General features: G+C 38.6%; 20 protein-coding genes and 1 other annotated feature. Of the genes, 17 read left to right on the top strand and 3 right to left on the bottom strand.

Features of this window, described 5'->3' with window-relative positions:
* Positions 1 to 19: 19 nt before the first annotated feature.
* From rnz to MKY88_RS14605, 9 genes are all read left to right on the top strand, one after another.
* Complete coding sequence (rnz, locus tag MKY88_RS14645) at positions 20 to 952, top strand: ribonuclease Z (RefSeq protein ID WP_340814028.1); 933 nt, start codon at positions 20 to 22, stop codon at positions 950 to 952.
* A gap of 143 nt (positions 953 to 1,095) precedes the next feature.
* Entirely contained in the window at positions 1,096 to 1,326 is a 231-nt protein-coding gene (locus MKY88_RS14640) for a hypothetical protein (protein WP_008178293.1), read from the top strand.
* Between the two features lie 121 nt (positions 1,327 to 1,447).
* Entirely contained in the window at positions 1,448 to 2,029 is a 582-nt protein-coding gene (locus MKY88_RS14635; RefSeq protein ID WP_328200439.1) for a TetR/AcrR family transcriptional regulator, read from the top strand.
* Positions 2,030 to 2,106: 77 nt separating this feature from the next.
* Complete coding sequence (locus tag MKY88_RS14630; protein ID WP_340814027.1) at positions 2,107 to 3,483, top strand: DHA2 family efflux MFS transporter permease subunit; 1,377 nt, start codon at positions 2,107 to 2,109, stop codon at positions 3,481 to 3,483.
* An 84-nt stretch (positions 3,484 to 3,567) separates the two neighbouring features.
* Entirely contained in the window at positions 3,568 to 4,188 is a 621-nt protein-coding gene (cdaS, locus tag MKY88_RS14625) for a sporulation-specific diadenylate cyclase CdaS (protein WP_083244704.1), read from the top strand.
* Between the two features lie 137 nt (positions 4,189 to 4,325).
* Positions 4,326 to 4,730, top strand: a complete 405-nt coding sequence (locus MKY88_RS14620; RefSeq protein WP_372429067.1) for a MarR family winged helix-turn-helix transcriptional regulator — start codon at positions 4,326 to 4,328, stop codon at positions 4,728 to 4,730.
* Positions 4,731 to 4,784: 54 nt separating this feature from the next.
* Complete coding sequence (locus MKY88_RS14615) at positions 4,785 to 5,726, top strand: ring-cleaving dioxygenase (RefSeq protein WP_340814025.1); 942 nt, start codon at positions 4,785 to 4,787, stop codon at positions 5,724 to 5,726.
* Between the two features lie 16 nt (positions 5,727 to 5,742).
* A complete protein-coding gene (locus tag MKY88_RS14610; protein ID WP_340814024.1) occupies positions 5,743 to 6,798 on the top strand; it encodes an LLM class flavin-dependent oxidoreductase in 1,056 nt (351 codons plus the stop codon).
* A gap of 13 nt (positions 6,799 to 6,811) precedes the next feature.
* A complete protein-coding gene (locus tag MKY88_RS14605) occupies positions 6,812 to 7,378 on the top strand; it encodes an NADPH-dependent FMN reductase (RefSeq protein ID WP_036148925.1) in 567 nt (188 codons plus the stop codon).
* 57 nt (positions 7,379 to 7,435) lie between these two features.
* On the opposite strand, the gene MKY88_RS14600 is transcribed toward MKY88_RS14605, so the two are convergent.
* Positions 7,436 to 8,461: a DUF2332 domain-containing protein gene (locus tag MKY88_RS14600; RefSeq protein WP_340814023.1), complete on the bottom strand. Its 1,026-nt coding sequence runs from the start codon at positions 8,459 to 8,461 to the stop codon at positions 7,436 to 7,438.
* Between the two features lie 117 nt (positions 8,462 to 8,578).
* Here MKY88_RS14600 and MKY88_RS14595 point away from each other — a divergent pair, with 117 nt between their 5' ends.
* Both MKY88_RS14595 and MKY88_RS14590 read left to right on the top strand, forming a co-directional pair.
* A complete protein-coding gene (locus tag MKY88_RS14595; protein WP_340814022.1) occupies positions 8,579 to 9,460 on the top strand; it encodes a LysR family transcriptional regulator in 882 nt (293 codons plus the stop codon).
* Positions 9,461 to 9,571: 111 nt separating this feature from the next.
* Positions 9,572 to 9,850: a DUF1450 domain-containing protein gene (locus tag MKY88_RS14590; RefSeq protein WP_008178310.1), complete on the top strand. Its 279-nt coding sequence runs from the start codon at positions 9,572 to 9,574 to the stop codon at positions 9,848 to 9,850.
* A 49-nt stretch (positions 9,851 to 9,899) separates the two neighbouring features.
* Here MKY88_RS14590 and namA read toward each other — a convergent pair whose 3' ends face one another.
* A complete protein-coding gene (namA, locus tag MKY88_RS14585; RefSeq protein WP_340814021.1) occupies positions 9,900 to 10,910 on the bottom strand; it encodes an NADPH dehydrogenase NamA in 1,011 nt (336 codons plus the stop codon).
* 48 nt (positions 10,911 to 10,958) lie between these two features.
* The gene (gene proC / locus MKY88_RS14580) at positions 10,959 to 11,762 is read right to left on the bottom strand and encodes a pyrroline-5-carboxylate reductase (protein ID WP_328200447.1); all 804 of its coding nucleotides are present in this window, start codon (positions 11,760 to 11,762) and stop codon (positions 10,959 to 10,961) included.
* A 46-nt stretch (positions 11,763 to 11,808) separates the two neighbouring features.
* Positions 11,809 to 12,022, bottom strand: a binding site (T-box leader).
* Between the two features lie 86 nt (positions 12,023 to 12,108).
* Between proC and MKY88_RS14575 the strand changes: the two genes are divergently transcribed.
* The 6 genes from MKY88_RS14575 to argH all read left to right on the top strand — a co-directional run bounded on the left by MKY88_RS14575 (position 12,109) and on the right by argH (position 18,683).
* Positions 12,109 to 13,098, top strand: coding sequence for an MBL fold metallo-hydrolase (locus tag MKY88_RS14575; protein ID WP_340814020.1), 990 nt, complete (start codon positions 12,109 to 12,111; stop codon positions 13,096 to 13,098).
* Positions 13,099 to 13,106: 8 nt separating this feature from the next.
* Entirely contained in the window at positions 13,107 to 13,856 is a 750-nt protein-coding gene (locus tag MKY88_RS14570; RefSeq protein ID WP_340814019.1) for an SDR family NAD(P)-dependent oxidoreductase, read from the top strand.
* Positions 13,857 to 13,929: 73 nt separating this feature from the next.
* Positions 13,930 to 14,724, top strand: coding sequence for a MerR family transcriptional regulator (locus MKY88_RS14565; RefSeq protein WP_340814018.1), 795 nt, complete (start codon positions 13,930 to 13,932; stop codon positions 14,722 to 14,724).
* Positions 14,725 to 14,810: 86 nt separating this feature from the next.
* On the top strand, positions 14,811 to 15,614 hold the full coding sequence (locus tag MKY88_RS14560) for a CPBP family intramembrane glutamic endopeptidase (RefSeq protein WP_340814017.1): 804 nt from the start codon (positions 14,811 to 14,813) through the stop codon (positions 15,612 to 15,614).
* A 412-nt stretch (positions 15,615 to 16,026) separates the two neighbouring features.
* Positions 16,027 to 17,220 (top strand): argininosuccinate synthase, encoded by a 1,194-nt coding sequence (locus MKY88_RS14555; protein ID WP_058844532.1) that lies wholly within the window; start codon positions 16,027 to 16,029, stop codon positions 17,218 to 17,220.
* 80 nt (positions 17,221 to 17,300) lie between these two features.
* Positions 17,301 to 18,683 carry an argininosuccinate lyase gene (gene argH / locus MKY88_RS14550; RefSeq protein WP_340814016.1) on the top strand — a complete coding sequence of 461 codons (1,383 nt, stop codon included), beginning with the start codon at positions 17,301 to 17,303 and terminating at the stop codon, positions 18,681 to 18,683.
* Positions 18,684 to 18,816: the final 133 nt, after the last annotated feature.

The following is an 18,816-nucleotide window of genomic DNA, read 5'->3' as shown; positions in this document are numbered from 1 at the left end:
ATGAAGTGAGGTGGCATTTGTGCAGCTACATTTTTTAGGAACAGGCGCAGGCATGCCTTCCAAAGAACGAAATACGAGTGCTCTGATGGTAAAGCTGTTAGACGAAATAAGTGAAATGTGGCTTTTTGATTGTGGAGAGGCAACTCAACATCAAATTTTACACACCTCGTTAAAGCCGCGGAAAGTGTCAAAAATTTTTATTACGCATCTTCATGGTGATCATATTTTTGGATTGCCTGGCTTTTTAAGTTCTCGTTCGTTTCAAGGAGGAGATGAACCTCTAACAATCTTCGGTCCAGCAGGCTTACAGCAATGGATTGAACAAACTTTCTCTTTATCAAAGACTCATTTAACATATCCTTTGCACTTTGTAGAAGTTCAAGAAGGGATTGTATATGAGGATGATTGTTTCACGGTACACGCGAAGGAATTGCGTCATGTTGTTCCATGCTACGGATATCGTATTGAACAAAAGGATTTACCTGGCGAATTATTAATCGAGAAAGCCAAGGATTTAGGTGTTCCCCAGGGACCTCTTTTAGGACAATTGAAAAGAGGGCATGATGTCGTGCTTGATAACGGTGAGGTCATAAAAGCGAAAGATGTTGTTGCACCAGCCAAAAAAGGCTTTACACTGACCATTTTAGGTGACACGAAATATTGTGAGGAAGCTGTTCAACTATCAATGGGTGCTGACATCATTGTACATGAAGCAACATTTGACGGCACAACAACCGATTTAGCAGCCAATTATGGTCATGCTACCAATTTGGAGGCAGCCAAGGTCGCACAGCTAGCAGGGGCACAATATTTACTATTAAATCATTTAAGTGCTCGCTTTCTTCCACAAGATTTACCTCCATTTTTGGCAGAGGCACAGGAAACTTTCCCGCAAACGTTTCTAACTTCCGATCAAGCGATTTATACTTGGCAAAACAATACATTGCTTTAATCTGAAAAACATCTATTAATTGGAATGACAGCTAATAGATGTTTTTTGTTTATTATGCTATATATTTATAGCATCTAAAAGGAAAAATGTAGTACGATAAATCACTTATTTCCCTTATAATTGAAAAAAGGGGTGTGGTTAATATGAATCAGCAAAAGATGCCGCCAGCACTATTACGACTAATCGTTATCTTCCCAAATGTGCTGAGCTATTTATTATTATTCGGTCTCATCATGTTTGTCATAACAAATTATGAAACTTTGAAAGCAACAAATAATCTAACAGTTTGGATCATTTTTATTGTCGTCTTAGCACCAGCTGCTACATATACGACTTTTAGTATTGTGAGAAAAATACGGGCTGGACATATGTAAGCCAACACATACGTGTTACCTGTAGAAAATTAGTTCTAGAGGTAACGCGTTTTTTTTGACAAGGAGGGGAAAGTTGTTTATATTTTTGTTAGTCATGACTAACATTTCGGAGGGATTGAGCATGAAAAAAGATACAAAAGAGAAAATTCTTATGGCAGCTACAGATTTAATGACTGAAAAAGGCTATTCGAATGTTTCAGTAAAAGATATTGCCACTACTGCTGGTGTTAGTGAAATGACCGTTTTTCGTCATTTTGAAACAAAGATGGGTATTCTTCATGCGGTACTTCAAACCCATTCATATATTCCGTACTTTGAACGTTTTTTTGCCGAAGAGTTATCTGGTAATCTCGTCAATGATCTTCAGCAAATTGCTCATACATATTTAGCGTATATGGAAAAAAACAAACCCATTTTTCTCATCGCAGCCCAAGATCGCGATAGACTACCTGAACTAATGGAATCTATTTCGAATACCCAAACCCAACAGCTACAAAAGTTATTGTCTACTTATTTCCAATCTCAAATTACGCAAGGGTCGTTGAAAGAGATAGATACTTATGGGCAGGCTATTGTTTTTTTAACGAGCCTCTTTGGTTTTTTTGTAACCAATGCATTATGGGGCAATCATTTTTTAAAGGATCAAAAAGAACCTTTTATTCAACAATTCGTAGCTACTTTTGTGAGTGGAGTAAGCGTATAGCTTTTCCCTCACTAAAAGTGCTATATATTTTCAAATAAAATGTTAGTTACCACTAACTAACAATAGGAGGATGTAATATGAACGACAAAAGAAATTTAATTGTAGCGATTCTATTATCTGCTGCCTTTGTATCTATTCTTAATCAAACATTATTACTAATTGCCATGCCACCAATCATGGAAGATTTCAAGATTGATGCCAATTTAGCTCAATGGCTCACGACGGTTTATTTATTAACAAATGGTATTCTCATTCCAATAACTGCTTTTTTAATCGGCCGTTTCTCCAACCGATTATTGTTAATCGTAGCATTAACATTATTTAGTGTAGGCACATTTTTAGGTGCGTTTGCGCCATCCTTTCCAGTTTTATTAATTGCTAGAATCATTCAAGCATCCGGTGCAGGGATCATTATGCCTTTAATGCAAACCATTATATTAACGATGTACCCAAAAGAAAAACGTGGTTCAATTATGGGGTTTGCAGGCCTAGTAACTGGTTTTGCACCAGCAGTGGGTCCAACATTAGCAGGCTGGATTTTAGATCACCTTACATGGAGACATTTATTTTTTACGGTCTTGCCAGTCTCCGTTATTGTCCTAACAGTAGCAACTATTTTTATGAAAAATGTAACGACGAAAAAAGAGGGGCAGTTAGATAGTCTTTCTATCGTATTTTCATCCTTTGGTTGGGGAGGCTTGTTATATGGTTTCAGTATAGCGGGAGCTGTGGGGTTTCTAACAATTCAGGTATGGATATCATTAGCAGTGGGAAGCATTATGCTTGTCCTATTTATTAGACGTCAGCTCCATTTACCACAACCAATGCTTGAATTTCGTGTGTTTCAATCGACCATTTTCACGATTACAACTATATTATCAAGCGTAGTCTATGCACTTATGATCGGTACGCAAATACTGTTAACTTTTTATATTCAAAATGTACGTCAATTGACCGCACTTGAAACGGGGTTGGTGTTATTGATGGGTGCATTAGTGATGGGCATCATGTCACCAATGACAGGGAAAGTTTTCGATAAGGTTGGAGGTAAAGGCTTAGCACTTGTAGGATTTACCTGTATTTTGCTTGGGTCTAGTGTATTAATAGGGTTATCAATGAATACGAGTCTTTGGTTACTGGCACTTCTATTTACTACGATTTCATTTGGCATTTCCATGATTATGATGCCTCTGACAACGGCTGGTATGAATGCTTTACCTCTAGCATTGATGGCACATGGAACAGCAATGAATAGCACATTGCGTATGGTTGGAGGAGCATTAGTCACTGCGTTATTAGTTACAATCATGAGCACAGTCACTACGCTTCAGCTACAGATGGGCACCGCAAATGCGATGCTGTATGGAATTCGTTCAGCCTTTTTCGCGACAACCATTTTAAGTATGATAGGACTCATATTGTCTTTCTTATTAGAGAAAAAGAACGCTTCATAGCTCTAACTTTCTGGGACGCATAAAAATAGCTTTTCCAGGGAAACTAAGAGAGAAAAACTTTTATAAAAAAGAGAGGTGCCTTTTGTGAATCCAATAAATTGTGATTTTTCACCAATGAAAGAAACATTAAAAGATGAGCTTCTCCAAGTGATTATGTCATTACAGCAAAGTGTTCAACAAATGGATACTGATACAAATTGTCTCCTTGGCAATTTTGAAAAAATTAAAGAAAGATTTGTGGCAATTGAAATGAAAGCAGCCACGTTTTATTTAAATTGTTATCTTTCCCCGTTTACTGAAAAGTATCCAGAACTATCGCATAGTGTACAAAATATGTCGCTGAGAAGACATGGTGGATTAATTGTGATTCAGCGAGAAGACGCTTTGGAGAATCTAGTTCAGCCTGGTATTCATATAGGTGCTGACTTAACTCATTCGTTAGTAGAATCTATTTTTTTCCCGGGCAATCCACTTCACGATGGTGCTGTATTAGTCAATCATAATCAAATTGAATCGGCAGCAAATGTATTACCACTGTCAGAGCGCTATACAGGTGAAAGGAAATTAGGCACAAGACACCGTGCAGCATTGGGATTAAGTGAGGTCAGTGATGCACTTGTTATGGTTGTATCAGAAGAAACAGGGAGAATCTCATTTGCTTTTAAAGGAAATCTATATCCTATTACCACTCATGGGATCATATAGGGGTATTCCCTATGTATTTAATATCTCAAATTCGAGATATTTTCCTTGCTACTTTATCACTTGCGTGGTAAAGTGATAACAGAAGGGAGGATAAAGTCGTGAAAAATCATACATTAGGTACTTTAACCTGGATTCGCATGATGCGCTTTACAGCCCAAAGTAATCAATTATCCAATGAATTTTTAAAACGTTTTGATCTAACAACAGCACAATTTGATGTGCTGATCCAAATTAAAACCTATGCACCTATTACACAATGTCAACTAGCAGAAAAAGTAACGGTCACACAAGGTGGAATGTCTCGAATGCTAGCAAGACTTGAAAAAGAGGGACTGATTGAGCGTAAGCAAAATTGGAAGACGAAGGCGATTTCGTTGACTGCAAAAGGGGAGCAAATGATTGATGCAGCAACACCTAGTCAGCTTCACTTCCAATCCTCATTTTTTGAAGATGTATTAACAGATGAAGAAATGAAAACTTTATATAAAGTCATGACAAAGCTGGAAAAGCATAGTCAGGAAAAAAAATTGCCACTTGCGTAATTTTTTTTACCCTATCACTTGCTTAGTCAAGTGATTTAGAGGAGGAGCAGTCAAATGAACAAATTAAGTGGGCACCATCATATTTCCATGCTAACGAAAAATGGTAAACAAAATAATCATTTTTACACAAAAATTTTAGGGTTACGACGCGTAAAGAAAACCGTGAATCAAGACTCCCCATCTATGTATCATTTATTTTATGGAGACTTAACAGGGGCGGCGGGTACAGAATTAACATTTTTTGAGATGCCTGTTGCGGGACGTACAGTGCGAGGAACCAATGCGATAACACGTATTGGTCTACTTGTACCAAGCTATGAGAGTTTACTTTATTGGAAAGGTCGATTTCAAGAACTCAGGGTTGAACATAGTGACATCACCACATATACGGGGAAAGATGCCTTGTTTTTTGAAGATCATGAAGGATTAAGAATGGTGTTATTAAACCATCATGGTCAGGAAACGCCAACTCAATGGCAACCATGGGATGGCAATGAAATCCCTGAAGAGCATCGCATTTTAGGAATGGGTACAGTTGAAATTACGGTGCGTTATTTACAACGGACTGTAAATTTACTACAAGATTTATTTCACTATACAGTTGTTGCAGAAAATGACCAAGGGACAGTTCTGCAATCGATAGAGGGAGAAGTACTTGGTGAGATTCTTGTTAAAGAATTAGAAGGTCCAAGCGAAAAGCCAGGTAAAGGGAGTATTCACCATCTTGCTATACGTGTAGCAACGATGGAGGAACTTCAAGAATGGGATACAAAAATTAAAGAACTAGGGTTGACTAGTACAGGTGTCGTCGATCGTTATTATTTCCAAAGTCTTTATTTTAGAGATCGTAACGGAATTCTATTTGAAATGGCGACAGATGGCCCAGGGTTTACGGTGGATTCCACAGTAGATGAACTAGGAAAAGAGCTAGATCTTCCGCCATTTTTAGAAGAAAAACGAGCAGAAATTGAAGCGATTTTAGAGCCGCTTGAATAAGGAGAGATAAGTCATAATGGAAAAATATCGTATTGATCAATCACAAGGACTTGAATTTGGGCTGTATTCTTTAGGAGACCATATTCCCAACCCATTAACAGGAGAACGAATTTCTGCGCAGCAACGACTAAGAGAGCTAGTTGAAGCTAGCCAATTAGCGGAGCAAGCGGGCATTGATGTATTTGGAATTGGTGAAAGTCATCAATCGTATTTTACAACACAGGCACATACTGTCGTGTTAGGTGCTATCGCGCAAGCAACATCTAAAATTAAACTATCCAGCTCTGCCACTGTGTTAAGTGTTTCAGATCCTGTGCGTGTTTATGAGGATTTTGCAACCATTGATTTATTATCAGATGGTCGTGCGGAAATTGTGGCGGGACGCGGTTCGCGAGTAGGAGCATACCATTTGCTTGGTGTAGATTTACAGGATTATGAAGAACTTTTTGAGGAAAAATTAGAGCTACTCATGAAAATCAATGATGAAGAGCTTGTGACATGGGAGGGCCAATTCCGTGCCCCACTTCATAATGCTCAAATATTACCGCAGCCAAAAAAAGGCTCATTACCGATTTGGCGTGCAGTTGGTGGGCCGCCAGCGAGTGCCATCAAAGCAGGATATATGGGAATTCCCATGATGTTAACGACTCTTGGTGGGCCGGCTGCGAACTTTAAGCCATCAGTTGATGCATATCGAGAAGCGGCAGAGCGACAAGGCTTTGATCCAAATGAATTGCCAGTTGCCACAACAAGCTTGTTTTATGTAGCCGATACAACAAAAGAGGCATTGCAAGGGATGTATCCACATTTAAATGGTGGTTTTCAAGCGATACGTGGGGGAGGCTATCCAAAGCAGCAATTTGCACAAGCAACAGATACACGGGATGCGTTAATGGTCGGAAGCAAGGAGCAAATTATTGAGAAATTACTTTATCAATATGAGCTTTATGGCATGCAACGATTTATGGCTCAAATTGATTTTGGAGGCGTGCCATTCGATAAAATCATGAAAAATATTGAAATGATCGGTAATGACATTATTCCTGCAATGAAAAAATATACAGCAAAATAAGGAGCGAACAGTCATGAAAATTGTCGCACTTGCCGGTTCTATTATCGGCTCAAAAACAAGAACAGCTATGCATAAATTTGTCGAAATGGTCCAAAAAAAATACCCGGAGCATGAAGTGACGCTTCTGGATCTCGCTGACTATCAACTAGTATTTAGTGATGGACGTAATTATTTTGACTATGAGGGCGATACAAAATATGTGACAGAAACCATCATGGCTGCGGATGCTATTGTTATTGGTACGCCAACATTCCAGGCATCCATTCCAGCAACATTGAAAAATATCTTTGACTTATTACCAGTCAATGCCTTTCGCGATAAAGTGGTCAGTGTTGTGGTCACAGCAGGTACGTCGAAGCACTACTTAATGGTGGAGCAGCAATTAAAGCCGATTCTTGCTTACATGAAGGCCCATATTGTGCCAACCTATGTATTTATAGAAGAAAAAGACTTTTTACGCAAAGAAATTGTCAATGATGATGTTCTTTTCCGTCTTGAACGGTTAGCAGAGGATACTGTAATGGTAACAGACGCATTTGCAGAAATTCGTGCGAAAAAGGATGCTGAATACGATTTTTAAAGATTAAAAGAAACGCTGTGTAGCAATAGGGCACAGCGTTTCTTTTTATTGTACATGCTAGCAGTTGGCCCATTTAAACCAGCGTGCATGCCCATCTGGTCGTTCCATTGTACGAATCGGCTCGATGGTGCCAAGATGCATAAAATCTTGATGTAGCTGTAAGTCAAATAGATTATTATAGCAATGATAAAGAGGTCGCACCATGCTTATTTCCTTTAACTGCTCCATTAATTCATGCCGTAATGATAATGGCATTTGATTGGCGACATGTGTATGATAAACGACTAACATTGCCTCTTGCGCAATTGTTTGACTAAGCTCTTTGATCAGTTGGATTGCATCACCCTTTATTAACTGAATATCTAATTGACCAAAGATAGGGAGAGCTTCATTCAACAACAATCGACGTTCGTGGTGTTCAGGCCAGATTAAAGCTTGCAGCCATTGACTTTCTTCCTTTTGCCGGAGATCAATAGGATTTAAATCAATGCCAATCCTTTGACAAACAACAGGTGGCTTAGACACAGTCGCAGGAAGTGTTTCCCCTTGGTTTTCTGAGGATATGGTACATCCATTGTTCGTATTGATAATGGATAATTGACGATTGTAGCAATAATTGTAGTGATCCATACCAAGCTGAAGTCCAGCACTTGCTCCTATTTCTATGAAGGCTAATGGTCGTTGATGCTTGTGATAAATGTCAGTCATCATAGGATAGAGATAGGCACAACGTCGAATTTCATTGGTTTGGACAAGTTTTTCTTGAAACAATGATTTTAATTGTGCTGTATGCGCCATTACAAATGCCTTAAAGACAGGGTAAACCCCTTGAATGGGAAGTGGAGTTGCCGTAAGAGACGCGTAATACTTAGCTAAAGGATCTTTCAAGGAACCCAATAAATATTGCACAGCCGCCAACAATAAATTGGGTGCTGGTTGATTGGGTGGAATCATGGAGGCAATCTCTAATAGCTCCTCATCCACAGCAATATTATTAGCTAAATGTTCATACAGGGGGCTAGAGTCTACACATTCCTGTTCGGCAAATATTCGAAATTGACGACTTAATGTAGCATAAGACATGTATATCTCTCCTTTTGCATCATCTATTTAATAGTCAGTCTATTATTATTGTATAATTTAGTAAATTAAATATATGTAATGAACTTAATCAAAAATAGTAATCAAGGAGGAGAAAACATGGAGTTTAAATGGTTACAGTCCTTTATTGTAGCGGCTCAAACTTGTAATTTTCGAACAGCGGCACAACAACTTCATCTTTCACAGCCAAGTATCACCGTTCACATTCAACAATTAGAAGAATTTTTGCATGTTCAATTGTTTAAGCGTGAAAGAAACCGTGTCCAATTAACTGAAGCCGGGAAGCTTTTTCAACTAGAGGCACAGCAAATGGTCCTTCAGTGGGAGCAAAGTATTGAACGTATTCGTTTAGTCAGTAAAGGCATTCACGAAAAGGTTATTATCGCTATGACCCCTTTAATGGTGGAAACTATTTTACCGCATGTTTTGTATCAATTTATCAATGATCACCCTGCATTGGAAATTTCGATTTTAGTGGAGGATTCAGCTAAAATTGAAGATTTAGTTCATCAGCATCAAGCCCATATAGGTATCTCCTTATTACCAACTCGCTATAGACATTGGCATCAAGAGCTGCTTATTGAAAGCCCGTTAGAATTAGTGATTCCATTAGATGCTTATGACGATGAAACAGGGGCTTACATCGATTATGAAGAGCTATTTCAAACATATACATTATTTACGCATCATCACCCAACTATTTGGAATGAGCTTTTACATAATTTAAGAGAAAACTATATTTTAACGAGGCAAGTATCAATTTCCCAATCCTATGTCGTAAAAAGACTAATCAAAGACGGATTAGGGATGTCTTTTCTACCTCGTATGATCGTAAGAAAAGAGCGTATGGAGGGACGTTTTAATATTGTACCGTTTGAAGGTATTTCATTGCCAAATGTACCCGTATACTTGTTCTATAAAGAGTCGACAAATGTTCCAAATGACTTACTAGAGCTTTTACTAACTAGAAATTATTTATAATTCACATGATGTTCAAAAATGAGGCAAATCTGAGTGAAATGTTTGTAAGGGTTTTCATAGACAGTGTCCCATTATGGTATGATAGATGATAGTTTGTAAGGGGGAATAAACATGGTATTTTCTCTTTTTAAAAAGAAGAAAGATTCACAGCCATTAAAAAATAGAGTTGAGTTTTGCATCACGAATTTATCGTTAGGTGCGGCAGATGCATATGATGTCTTACTAGAACGTGAAGATATTGAGATGGAGGAATCGGGTTGTACATCGCATTGTGAAATCTGTGAGCAAGGTATTTTTGCTATTGTGAACGGAGAAATCGTCACTGCGGATGATGCGGAGGCATTAGTACAGGCTATTGATGAAGAAATCAAACAAAATCCACTGTTCTAATTAAAAAACAGCTTGTGAACGCACAAGCTGTTTTGTTATGGAAAGAGGATTACCAACCACGAACATATTGTACGGGTGGTTGCAGTTCTTCGCTTAATTCTTTAGCTGCATGGAGGGGCCAGTACGGCTCACGGAGTAACACACGAGCTAAGAAAATTAAATCTGCACGGTTATTTTGCAAAATTTCTTCGGCCTGAATGGCTGTTGTAATAAGGCCCACTGCACCAGTAGGGATATCAGCCCCATGTTTGATGGCTTCTGCATGAGAAACCTGGTAACCTGGAAAAACATTGATAGCAGCAGGGACAACGCCACCTGTTGATACATCTACTAGATCTACTCCTTGTGACTTCATCCAGCGGCTAAAGACAATGAAATCATCCATTGTAGTGCCATCGTCTGCGTAATCTTCTGCAGAAACACGTACCAATAATGGCCCATCCCAAACACTGCGAATGGCATCGATGACTTGACGCAATATACGATAGCGATTTTCCTGTGAGCCACCATATTGATCTTCACGTTTGTTTGTAGCAGGTGATAAAAATTCACTGATTAAATAGCCATGTGCCCCATGAATTTCTAGTACATCAAAGCCCGCCTTTGCTGCACGAATAGCCGCTTGTTTAAACGCTTCAATCACATGATGAATGTCCTCTTCAGACATGGATGTAGGTGTTTGATAGTCTGAACTAAAGGCAATTGCTGATGGGGCAAAAATTTCGCCATCTATTGCTGCTTTACGTCCGGCATGACCAAGCTGGATGCCTGTTTTAGCCCCATATGCTTTCATGCCTTCTACTAATTGACGTAAGCCTTCAATATGCGCGTCATCCCAAATGCCTAAGTCCTTGTTGGAGATACGACCTTCTGGTACAACACCCGTAGCTTCTAAAATGATTAATCCTACTTGCCCAGCTGCCCGTGTCGCATAATGGACTTGATGGAAAGGTGTGACCATACCATCATCCTCGGCTGAGTACATACACATCGGTGCCATGACAACACGGTTTTTTAAGGAAATGGATTGTAATTGATAAGGTTCGAATAATTTACTCAAAATAAAGCCTCCTAATTCCTAGTGATAAACTCTATTTTGCACCTAATGTTATCCATTTGCAAGTGAACGAGATCGTGCTTCTGCTTCTTTAATACAAGCTTCAATTGCCTCATTAAATTGATATTGCTCTAGCGCTTGAATCCCCGCCTCTGTTGTTCCGCCTGGGCTAGTTACTTTTTTGCGTAGAACATCCGGTTCCTCTACGGATTGCTTGAGCATTTCGGCAGTACCTGCAAGTGTTTGTGTCATCAATAATCGTACTGTATCTTTGGATAGACCTACCTCTGTTCCTACACGCTCGAATGCTTCCATTAAATAATAAATATAAGCAGGACCACTACCTGAAAGGGCTGTGACTGCATGTAATTGATCCTCATCGACTTCAATAACAGAGCCAACAGCCTCTAATAACTGGAGAAAAAGAATACGCTGTGCGGTGGATACTTCGTTATTGAATGCAATGCCACTTGCGGACATACCAATCGTGGCAGACGTGTTAGGCATCACCCGTGCGACTGGACGGCTCCCTAAAAGTTCAGTAATCGTACCAATGCCAATACCCGCTAGAATCGACAGAATCGCAGACTGTGGTGCAATTTTCGGTTTTAACTCACGCATCGCTGCAATTGCGTCTTTTGGCTTCATCGCCAAAATGATCAGATCTGCCTGACGATAAATGGCCTGATCAAACATGCAGTGAATGCTATATGTTTCTTGTAAAAAATGTAGACGTTCTTTGTCAGAGCGATTGGTGACGTAAATTTCCTGTGGTGAAAATACCTTTTGCTTTATCCACCCTTGAATCAATGCCTCTGCCATTGAGCCCGCACCGATAAATAAAATTTTTTTCATGAATAAAACCTCCAGTTCAAAATAAAAAAGCGCTCTCGTCCTTATTTAGAAGGACGAAAACGCTTTTGTTTCCGCGGTACCACCTTTGTTTGCCAATATTGGCACAACTCTTAGCCCTTTTATCGCAAGGGAGACGGTTATGTTTGCATAACTGCTCAGAAATAGGTTCGGTAATGGGAGTGGGTGATGTTACTCTCAGCAAATGTAACACTCTCTAACACCTTCACCAATTACGTACTCGGCTTCTTCAACGCACATTAATAATTAGATTATTCAAAATTATAGTGATGGATAAGCAACCTGTCAACAGGAAGATGACGAAAACAGAAAAAACTTGTAAAATAGAATGAATCAGTATTCACTAGCGAGTAAAAAGGGGGAGACAACTTTGTCTATATACAAAATAGAAATACCAACACCCTATGAAGTAGGAGATGTCAATGCATTTATTGTGAAAGGTGATGCACTTAGCATTTTTGATGTTGGACCAAAAACGGTAGAAGCCTATGATGCTCTGAAATGGGGGATTCGCGCTGCAGGCTACGATATGCGAGATGTTGAACAAGTTGTGCTTACCCATCATCACCCTGATCATGCGGGATGGGTCGATGCTTTTCCACATGCTGAAATTTTAGGCCATGCCTATAATGATAAGTGGCTTCGTCATGATGAAGAGTTTTTACGTTATCACGAGCAATTTTACAGTGAACGTTTATTTGAACATGGGGTGCCACAAGAGTATATTGCTAAAAGCGTACATGTTCGTCGCGAATTAGAGCTTGTAGGTGAACGTCCATTGACACAAATTTTGGCGGATGGAGATGAAGTACCTGGGCATCCAGGGTTAAAGGCGATTGAAACATTAGGGCATGCACAAAGCCATTTTATTTTTTGGGATGAACAAACACATCATGTGATTGGCGGAGATTTATTACTTGAAAAAATAACGCCGAACCCTTTAATTGAGCCACCATTAGATCATTCATTAGGACGCACGAAATCGTTATTACAATATAATGAATCGCTAGAAATTTTACGTCAATTGCCTGTCGAAATGATGTATACAGGACACGGGGCTGAGCTACAAGACATTCCGATATTAATTGATAATCGACTAGAAAGACAGCATCAGCAATCCATGAAAGTTTGTGAATTACTAGGGGATGATCAATTAACGGTTGTACAAGTGACGAAACGATTGTATCCAGCTATCTTCCAGCATATGCTTGGTTTAACACTGTCCAAAACGTTGGGGCATTTAGATTATTTAGAGGCAAATAATTATATTACTTCAACGAAGACAGAAGAAGGTATCTATTTATTTAAAAGAAAGTAGGACTATATATGAATAGTAAGACGATCTTTGTGACAGGGGCAACAAGTGGTGTAGGCTTAAAAATAACGGAGTTACTAGTAGCGCAAGGTCATACCGTTTATGCTACAGGCCGCAATGCTGTAGCTTTAAAAGTTTTAGAACGTTTGGGAGCCAAAGTCATTCAAGCTGATTTAACCCATTTACATACACTCGACGCTGTTTGTGCGCAGCTTCCACCCATTGATGTTGCCATCCTTTCAGCTGGTGTTGGAAAGTTTGCTGAGGCTCCAAAGTTAATGGATGAGGATATTGCACAAATGATTGAATTGAATATTAGTGTACCTATTTACCTTGCTAAACGGTTAGCTTCCACGATGATGGAGCGAAATCAAGGGCATTTGATTTTTATTGGGTCTCAGGCTGGCAAGGTCGCCACTCCGAAAGCAAGTGTTTATGCAGCTACCAAACATGCAATTGTAGGATTTACAAATGGACTACGCATGGAGCTTGCGCCCTATCATGTAAAAGTAACGGCTATTCACCCTGGACCGATTGATACACCATTTTTAGACAAGGCCAATGATCAAAGTGGCTATCGCGAATCTTTAGGTAGATTTTTATTATCAGCTGATGAAGTGGCACAGGCGACAATTAAAACAATTGAACGCCCAGTGCGAGAGGTCAACCTACCAAAAATCATGGGGCTATCGAGTAAACTGTATGCACTGGCACCTGCAACCATTGAGTTGTTAGGGAAATCATTTTTCCATAAGAAATAATTAACATCTTACTGTAAACATGTTCTTTGCATGTCTACAGTTTTTTCATACTGGCAAAGAAAAGGAGGTTATTATGTATACAATTGGACAAGTGGCAAAATTTTTAGGCATTTCTAGAGATACGATCAAATATTATGAGGAAAAGGAATTGGTCAAGCCTCAACAAAATAGTGAAAATGGCTATCGAACATATAATCAATTGGATATATATCATTTAACAACCGTCAATTTCTATCGAGAATTGGATTTAGAAATTAAACGAATACAAGAAGTTAGAAAAGGCATGAGCATTGAGGGAATCCAACATCTATTAGAGGAGAAAGAACAACAGGTATTAGAGGAGATAGCCTATAAAAACCTACTGTTAAAAAAACTCCAAAATACTAAAGAAGATTGCCAAAAAATTCAACAATATTTAGGTACCTATACGATAAAAGAAATGAAACCTCTAGCCATGTTAGGAGTAATAGACCATTATACAGCTTATGAAGAATATGACGCACTTAAAGAAAACACAGACAGTTTAAAAAAAGCGGTTATCCTGACTTCATTAAGAAGAGTGATACAGTTTAATGAACAAGGCATGCAGGAAGATAAATTTATGATTGTGCGAAAGCTAGAAGAAAACGAGAAAACCTTAGAAGAGCAAGTTTTATATCATCCAAAATGTTTATATACGGTAATTGAAGATGGAAGATGGTCGACGGGGGGCAAAAATACAGACGATCAAGTGGAAGCGACAATTAGAAGAGTAGCTAAAGAAAATGGCTATGAACTTTTAGGCCTCGTTTATATTAACTTATTACTAGCCACTTTCGAGGGAGGACTAGAACGAATTTTTTTAGAAATGTATGTTCCCATAAAATAGAGTGATAGATATAAATATGTATTGACCTGTGAGCAACCCCCAGGTTTAAGCTGAAAGTATTCAGAACGAAACGGGGGATTTATTATATGAACAAGAAAAAGAAGCTAAAAAGACCTGTAGCGAGTTTCATTATCTTGACTAATATCATCTTTTTGCCACTTTTTTGCCTTGTAGGAGCCGTCAAAATGTTAGGGTTTCCAACATGGGTATTCGATATAGTCCGCTGTCTATCAGCATGGTCATCGACTTTTGCCTTTGCCATACTATTTCCAAAAATTTATCCAGGGCAGCATTTTTTACATTTCGTGAAACAAAAATTTAAAAATCAACTTCGATTTTCTGTCATTCTGTCTGTCCTGCTCATTCAAGCCACCATCTTTATGATCATCTTACTTCTTGTTATGAATAATGCTAAAGCTGACGCGATTTTTACTATTTCCTCCTGGGGGATGCTTAGTTATTATTTCTTTAAAAACTTGTTGTCAGGACCTATAGGAGAAGAATTAGGGTGGAGAGGCTTTGCATTGCTTGAGCTCCAAAAGAAATACGGATCACTGCAATCTGCGATCATCATAGGGTTTTGGTGGGGAATTTGGCATTTACCTATTTGGTTCACTACAGGGTTTACAGGGCTTGAGCTACTGAAATACATCGTATTCTTTATGCTTTCCATCATTTCTACGACCATCATCATGACAGCCTTTTATACAATTAATCAAAATTTAATCATTCCTATAATGATCCATCAATTTTTCAATTTTTTTATAGGCATTATAAACGAGAATTTAATTATTTTAATGATGTATAACGCTATCCTGTATTCAATAGCAGCCTTTCTACTTATACTGATGAATCCAAAGAAGGTTTGGTCTAATAAACCTAGCCAATGACATCAAAAAGCCAATGTGATGATTTCCAAACTACCGCCGGGGTGTGTGCTTCTCGCTTGTAAACAATTGATCAATTGGCTCCCAAAGACCCATTAAGATGAAAATGGGTAGTTCGTTTATTTATCCATTAGTAGCATTACAAGAATCCAATTTATACATTGGATTCTTTTTTGTTGTAATTTATAAAGTATACATTTATGTCTTTAGTAAAAAAACGTTTTTTCGAGTAAATATCATTGAGTTTCTTAAGAATAATGTATAGATAAAGTGACTTTTTATAAGAAAAATAAAAGTCTATTAATTTATAAAAATACACTTGTTTTTATTTTTATAACATGATACTATTCGTGTATAAACTTTTAATTGAATGTATAAACATACATATCTATAGAGCAATGGAGGCGCATTTTTTATGGCAAATAAAAAGGTTGTATTAGCATATTCAGGAGGACTTGATACTTCGGTAGCAATCCCATGGTTAAAAGAACAAGGGTGGGACGTTATTGCGGTATGTCTTGATGTTGGCGAAGGGAAAGATCTGGAGTTTGTAAAAAACAAAGCTCTGCAAGTAGGTGCAATTGAGTCTTATATGGTGGATGCAAAGGATGAATTTGCAGAAAACTATGCATTGATTTCATTACAAGCACACACATGGTATGAACAAAAGTATCCATTAGTGTCAGCTCTTTCTCGTCCATTAATCTCCAAAAAATTAGTAGAGATTGCAAACCAAGTAGGTGCAGATGCTGTAGCTCATGGTTGCACAGGTAAAGGCAATGACCAAGTTCGTTTTGAAGTTTCTATTAAAGCATTAAATCCAGATCTAGAGGTATTAGCACCAGTACGTGAGTGGGGCTGGAGCCGTGATGAGGAAATTGAATATGCGATGAAACATAATGTACCTATTCCTGCAACATTAGATTCTCCATTTTCAATTGACCAAAACTTATGGGGTCGTGCAAATGAAGCTGGCATTATGGAAGATCCATGGGTATCTCCACCAGAAGAAGCTTATGGCTTAACTGTTTCAGTAGAAAACGCACCAAATGAAGCAGAATATGTGGAAATCGAATTCATTGCTGGTAAACCAGTTGCTTTAAACGGAAAAGAAATGAAACTTGCTGATTTAATTCAGGAGTTAAACGCAGTAGCAGGTGCACATGGCGTTGGACGTATTGATCACGTTGAAAATCGTTTAGTAGGCATTAAATCTCGTGAGGTTTATGAAATTCCTGGTGCTAAGGTGCTGTTAACGGCTCATAAAGAGCTTGAAGATTTAACGCTTGTCAAAGAATTAGCACACTTCAAGCCAGTTATTGAGAAAAAACTATCTGAATTAATTTACGATGGTTTATGGTTCTCCCCATTACGTGATGCACTTGAAGCATTCCTTGCACAATCACAGCAATATGTGAACGGTACAGTACGTGTGAAATTATTCAAAGGGCATGCCATTGTAGAAGGACGTAAATCACCAAATTCACTATACAACGAAAAATTAGCCACATATTCGAAGGAAGACCAATTCAATCACGCTTCCGCTGTAGGCTTTATCGAACTATGGGGTCTACCAACTGTAGTGAACTCATCTGTTAATAAAAAGTAATCGTAATAAGCAAGGTGTGGTGGGGTCTTTGTGCTTGACCTACACCTTTTAAAAAGTAATAAAGGAAAAGGTGAGCTGACATGACAAAACTTTGGGGTGGACGTTTCCAAAAATCAGCAGAAGCATGGGTAGATGAATTTGGTGCATCCATTGGCTTTGATCAACAACTTGTGTTAGAGGACCTTGAAGGTAGTGTTGCACATGTCACAATGCTTGGCGCAACAGGGATTTTACCAACAGCTGATGTAGAGGCCATACTTAGTGGTCTTGCCCAACTGAAAGAAAAGGCAATAGCAGGTGAGCTTGAATTTAGTATTGCTAATGAAGATATACATTTAAATTTAGAAAAAATACTAATTGATTTAATTGGTCCAGTTGGTGGCAAACTACATACAGGACGTAGCCGCAATGACCAAGTTGCGACGGATATGCATCTCTTTTTGAAAAAGCGTGTCCAGGAAACGATTGATTTAATTGCTACATTCCAAAAAACTTTATTAGTCCAAGCCGAGGAGCATATTGAAACGATTGCCCCAGGCTATACACATTTACAACGAGCTCAGCCGATATCTTTTGCCCACCATTTAATGGCCTATTTTTGGATGCTAGAGCGTGATAAGCAACGTTTCACAGAATCCATCAAACGTATTGATATTTTACCATTAGGGGCAGGAGCAATGGCAGGGACAACATTCCCAATAGACCGTTTAAAATCTGCAGAATTGCTTGGATTTAGTGAGGTTTATGCCAACTCAATGGATGCTGTAAGTGACCGTGACTTTATTGTAGAATTTTTAAGCAATGCATCCTTGTTAATGGCACATTTATCTCGCTTTGCTGAGGAGATTATTTTATGGTCTACAGATGAATTTAAATTTATTGAATTGGATGATGCCTTTTCAACAGGTTCTTCCATTATGCCACAAAAGAAAAATCCTGATATGGCTGAGCTCATTCGAGGCAAAACAGGGCGTGTTTATGGAAATCTGATGGGCTTGTTAACTGTTTTAAAGGGGACACCATTAACGTACAACAAAGATATGCAAGAAGATAAAGAAGGCATGTTCGATACAGTGCATACGATTCTTGGTTCTCTGAAAATCTTTGAAGGTATGGTTCGTACGATGACAGTCAATACGGAACGCTTACAGCAAGCTGTTCATACTGACTTCTCGAATGCAACAGAACTAGCTGATTACCTTGCTACAAAAGGTATGCCATTCCGTGAAGCACATGAAGTAACAGGTAAACTTGTGTTCACATGTATTCAAAAAGGCATTTACTTATTAGATTTACCATTGGATGAGATGAAGCTTGAAAGCGAGCTAATTGATTCGGATATTTATGATGTGTTAGCGCCAGAAGCGGCCGTTCGACGCCGTCACTCTCTTGGGGGAACTGGCTTTGACCAAGTCAAAATTCAAATTGAAAAAGCTCAAGCTTGTCTAGTCGTCCAACATTAATTTTGCGTGCATGTCCTCGTGACTTTTGCATAGATATTCATTAAAGCTGTCCTGTGAGGCGCTATGAAAACCTTATCCTTTTTCAACAGAGCCGGAGGGTGACGTGAAAAAGAGTACCTTACATACGTGAAGG

Source organism: Lysinibacillus sp. FSL R7-0073 (assembly GCF_038009065.1).
GTDB lineage: Bacteria > Bacillota > Bacilli > Bacillales_A > Planococcaceae > Lysinibacillus > Lysinibacillus fusiformis.
The sequence above is the reverse complement of the archived record's forward strand: the minus strand, read 5'-3'. Positions and strand labels throughout refer to the sequence as shown.

Bases quoted from the DNA above. Each gene is read 5' to 3' on its own strand.
- MKY88_RS14575 (WP_340814020.1), top strand. From the start codon at position 12,109: ATGAATCAGTATTCACTAGCGAGTAAAAAGGGGGAGACAACTTTGTCT.
- MKY88_RS14620 (WP_372429067.1), top strand. From the start codon at position 4,326: ATGATGCGCTTTACAGCCCAAAGTAATCAATTATCCAATGAATTTTTA.
- MKY88_RS14640 (WP_008178293.1), top strand. From the start codon at position 1,096: ATGAATCAGCAAAAGATGCCGCCAGCACTATTACGACTAATCGTTATC.
- proC (WP_328200447.1), bottom strand. From the start codon at position 11,762: ATGAAAAAAATTTTATTTATCGGTGCGGGCTCAATGGCAGAGGCATTG.
- argH (WP_340814016.1), top strand. From the start codon at position 17,301: ATGACAAAACTTTGGGGTGGACGTTTCCAAAAATCAGCAGAAGCATGG.
- MKY88_RS14565 (WP_340814018.1), top strand. From the start codon at position 13,930: ATGTATACAATTGGACAAGTGGCAAAATTTTTAGGCATTTCTAGAGAT.
- MKY88_RS14605 (WP_036148925.1), top strand. From the start codon at position 6,812: ATGAAAATTGTCGCACTTGCCGGTTCTATTATCGGCTCAAAAACAAGA.
- MKY88_RS14600 (WP_340814023.1), bottom strand. From the start codon at position 8,461: ATGTCTTATGCTACATTAAGTCGTCAATTTCGAATATTTGCCGAACAG.
- MKY88_RS14615 (WP_340814025.1), top strand. From the start codon at position 4,785: ATGAACAAATTAAGTGGGCACCATCATATTTCCATGCTAACGAAAAAT.
- MKY88_RS14635 (WP_328200439.1), top strand. From the start codon at position 1,448: ATGAAAAAAGATACAAAAGAGAAAATTCTTATGGCAGCTACAGATTTA.
- MKY88_RS14595 (WP_340814022.1), top strand. From the start codon at position 8,579: ATGGAGTTTAAATGGTTACAGTCCTTTATTGTAGCGGCTCAAACTTGT.
- MKY88_RS14610 (WP_340814024.1), top strand. From the start codon at position 5,743: ATGGAAAAATATCGTATTGATCAATCACAAGGACTTGAATTTGGGCTG.
- MKY88_RS14570 (WP_340814019.1), top strand. From the start codon at position 13,107: ATGAATAGTAAGACGATCTTTGTGACAGGGGCAACAAGTGGTGTAGGC.
- MKY88_RS14555 (WP_058844532.1), top strand. From the start codon at position 16,027: ATGGCAAATAAAAAGGTTGTATTAGCATATTCAGGAGGACTTGATACT.
- MKY88_RS14630 (WP_340814027.1), top strand. From the start codon at position 2,107: ATGAACGACAAAAGAAATTTAATTGTAGCGATTCTATTATCTGCTGCC.
- MKY88_RS14560 (WP_340814017.1), top strand. From the start codon at position 14,811: ATGAACAAGAAAAAGAAGCTAAAAAGACCTGTAGCGAGTTTCATTATC.
- MKY88_RS14590 (WP_008178310.1), top strand. From the start codon at position 9,572: ATGGTATTTTCTCTTTTTAAAAAGAAGAAAGATTCACAGCCATTAAAA.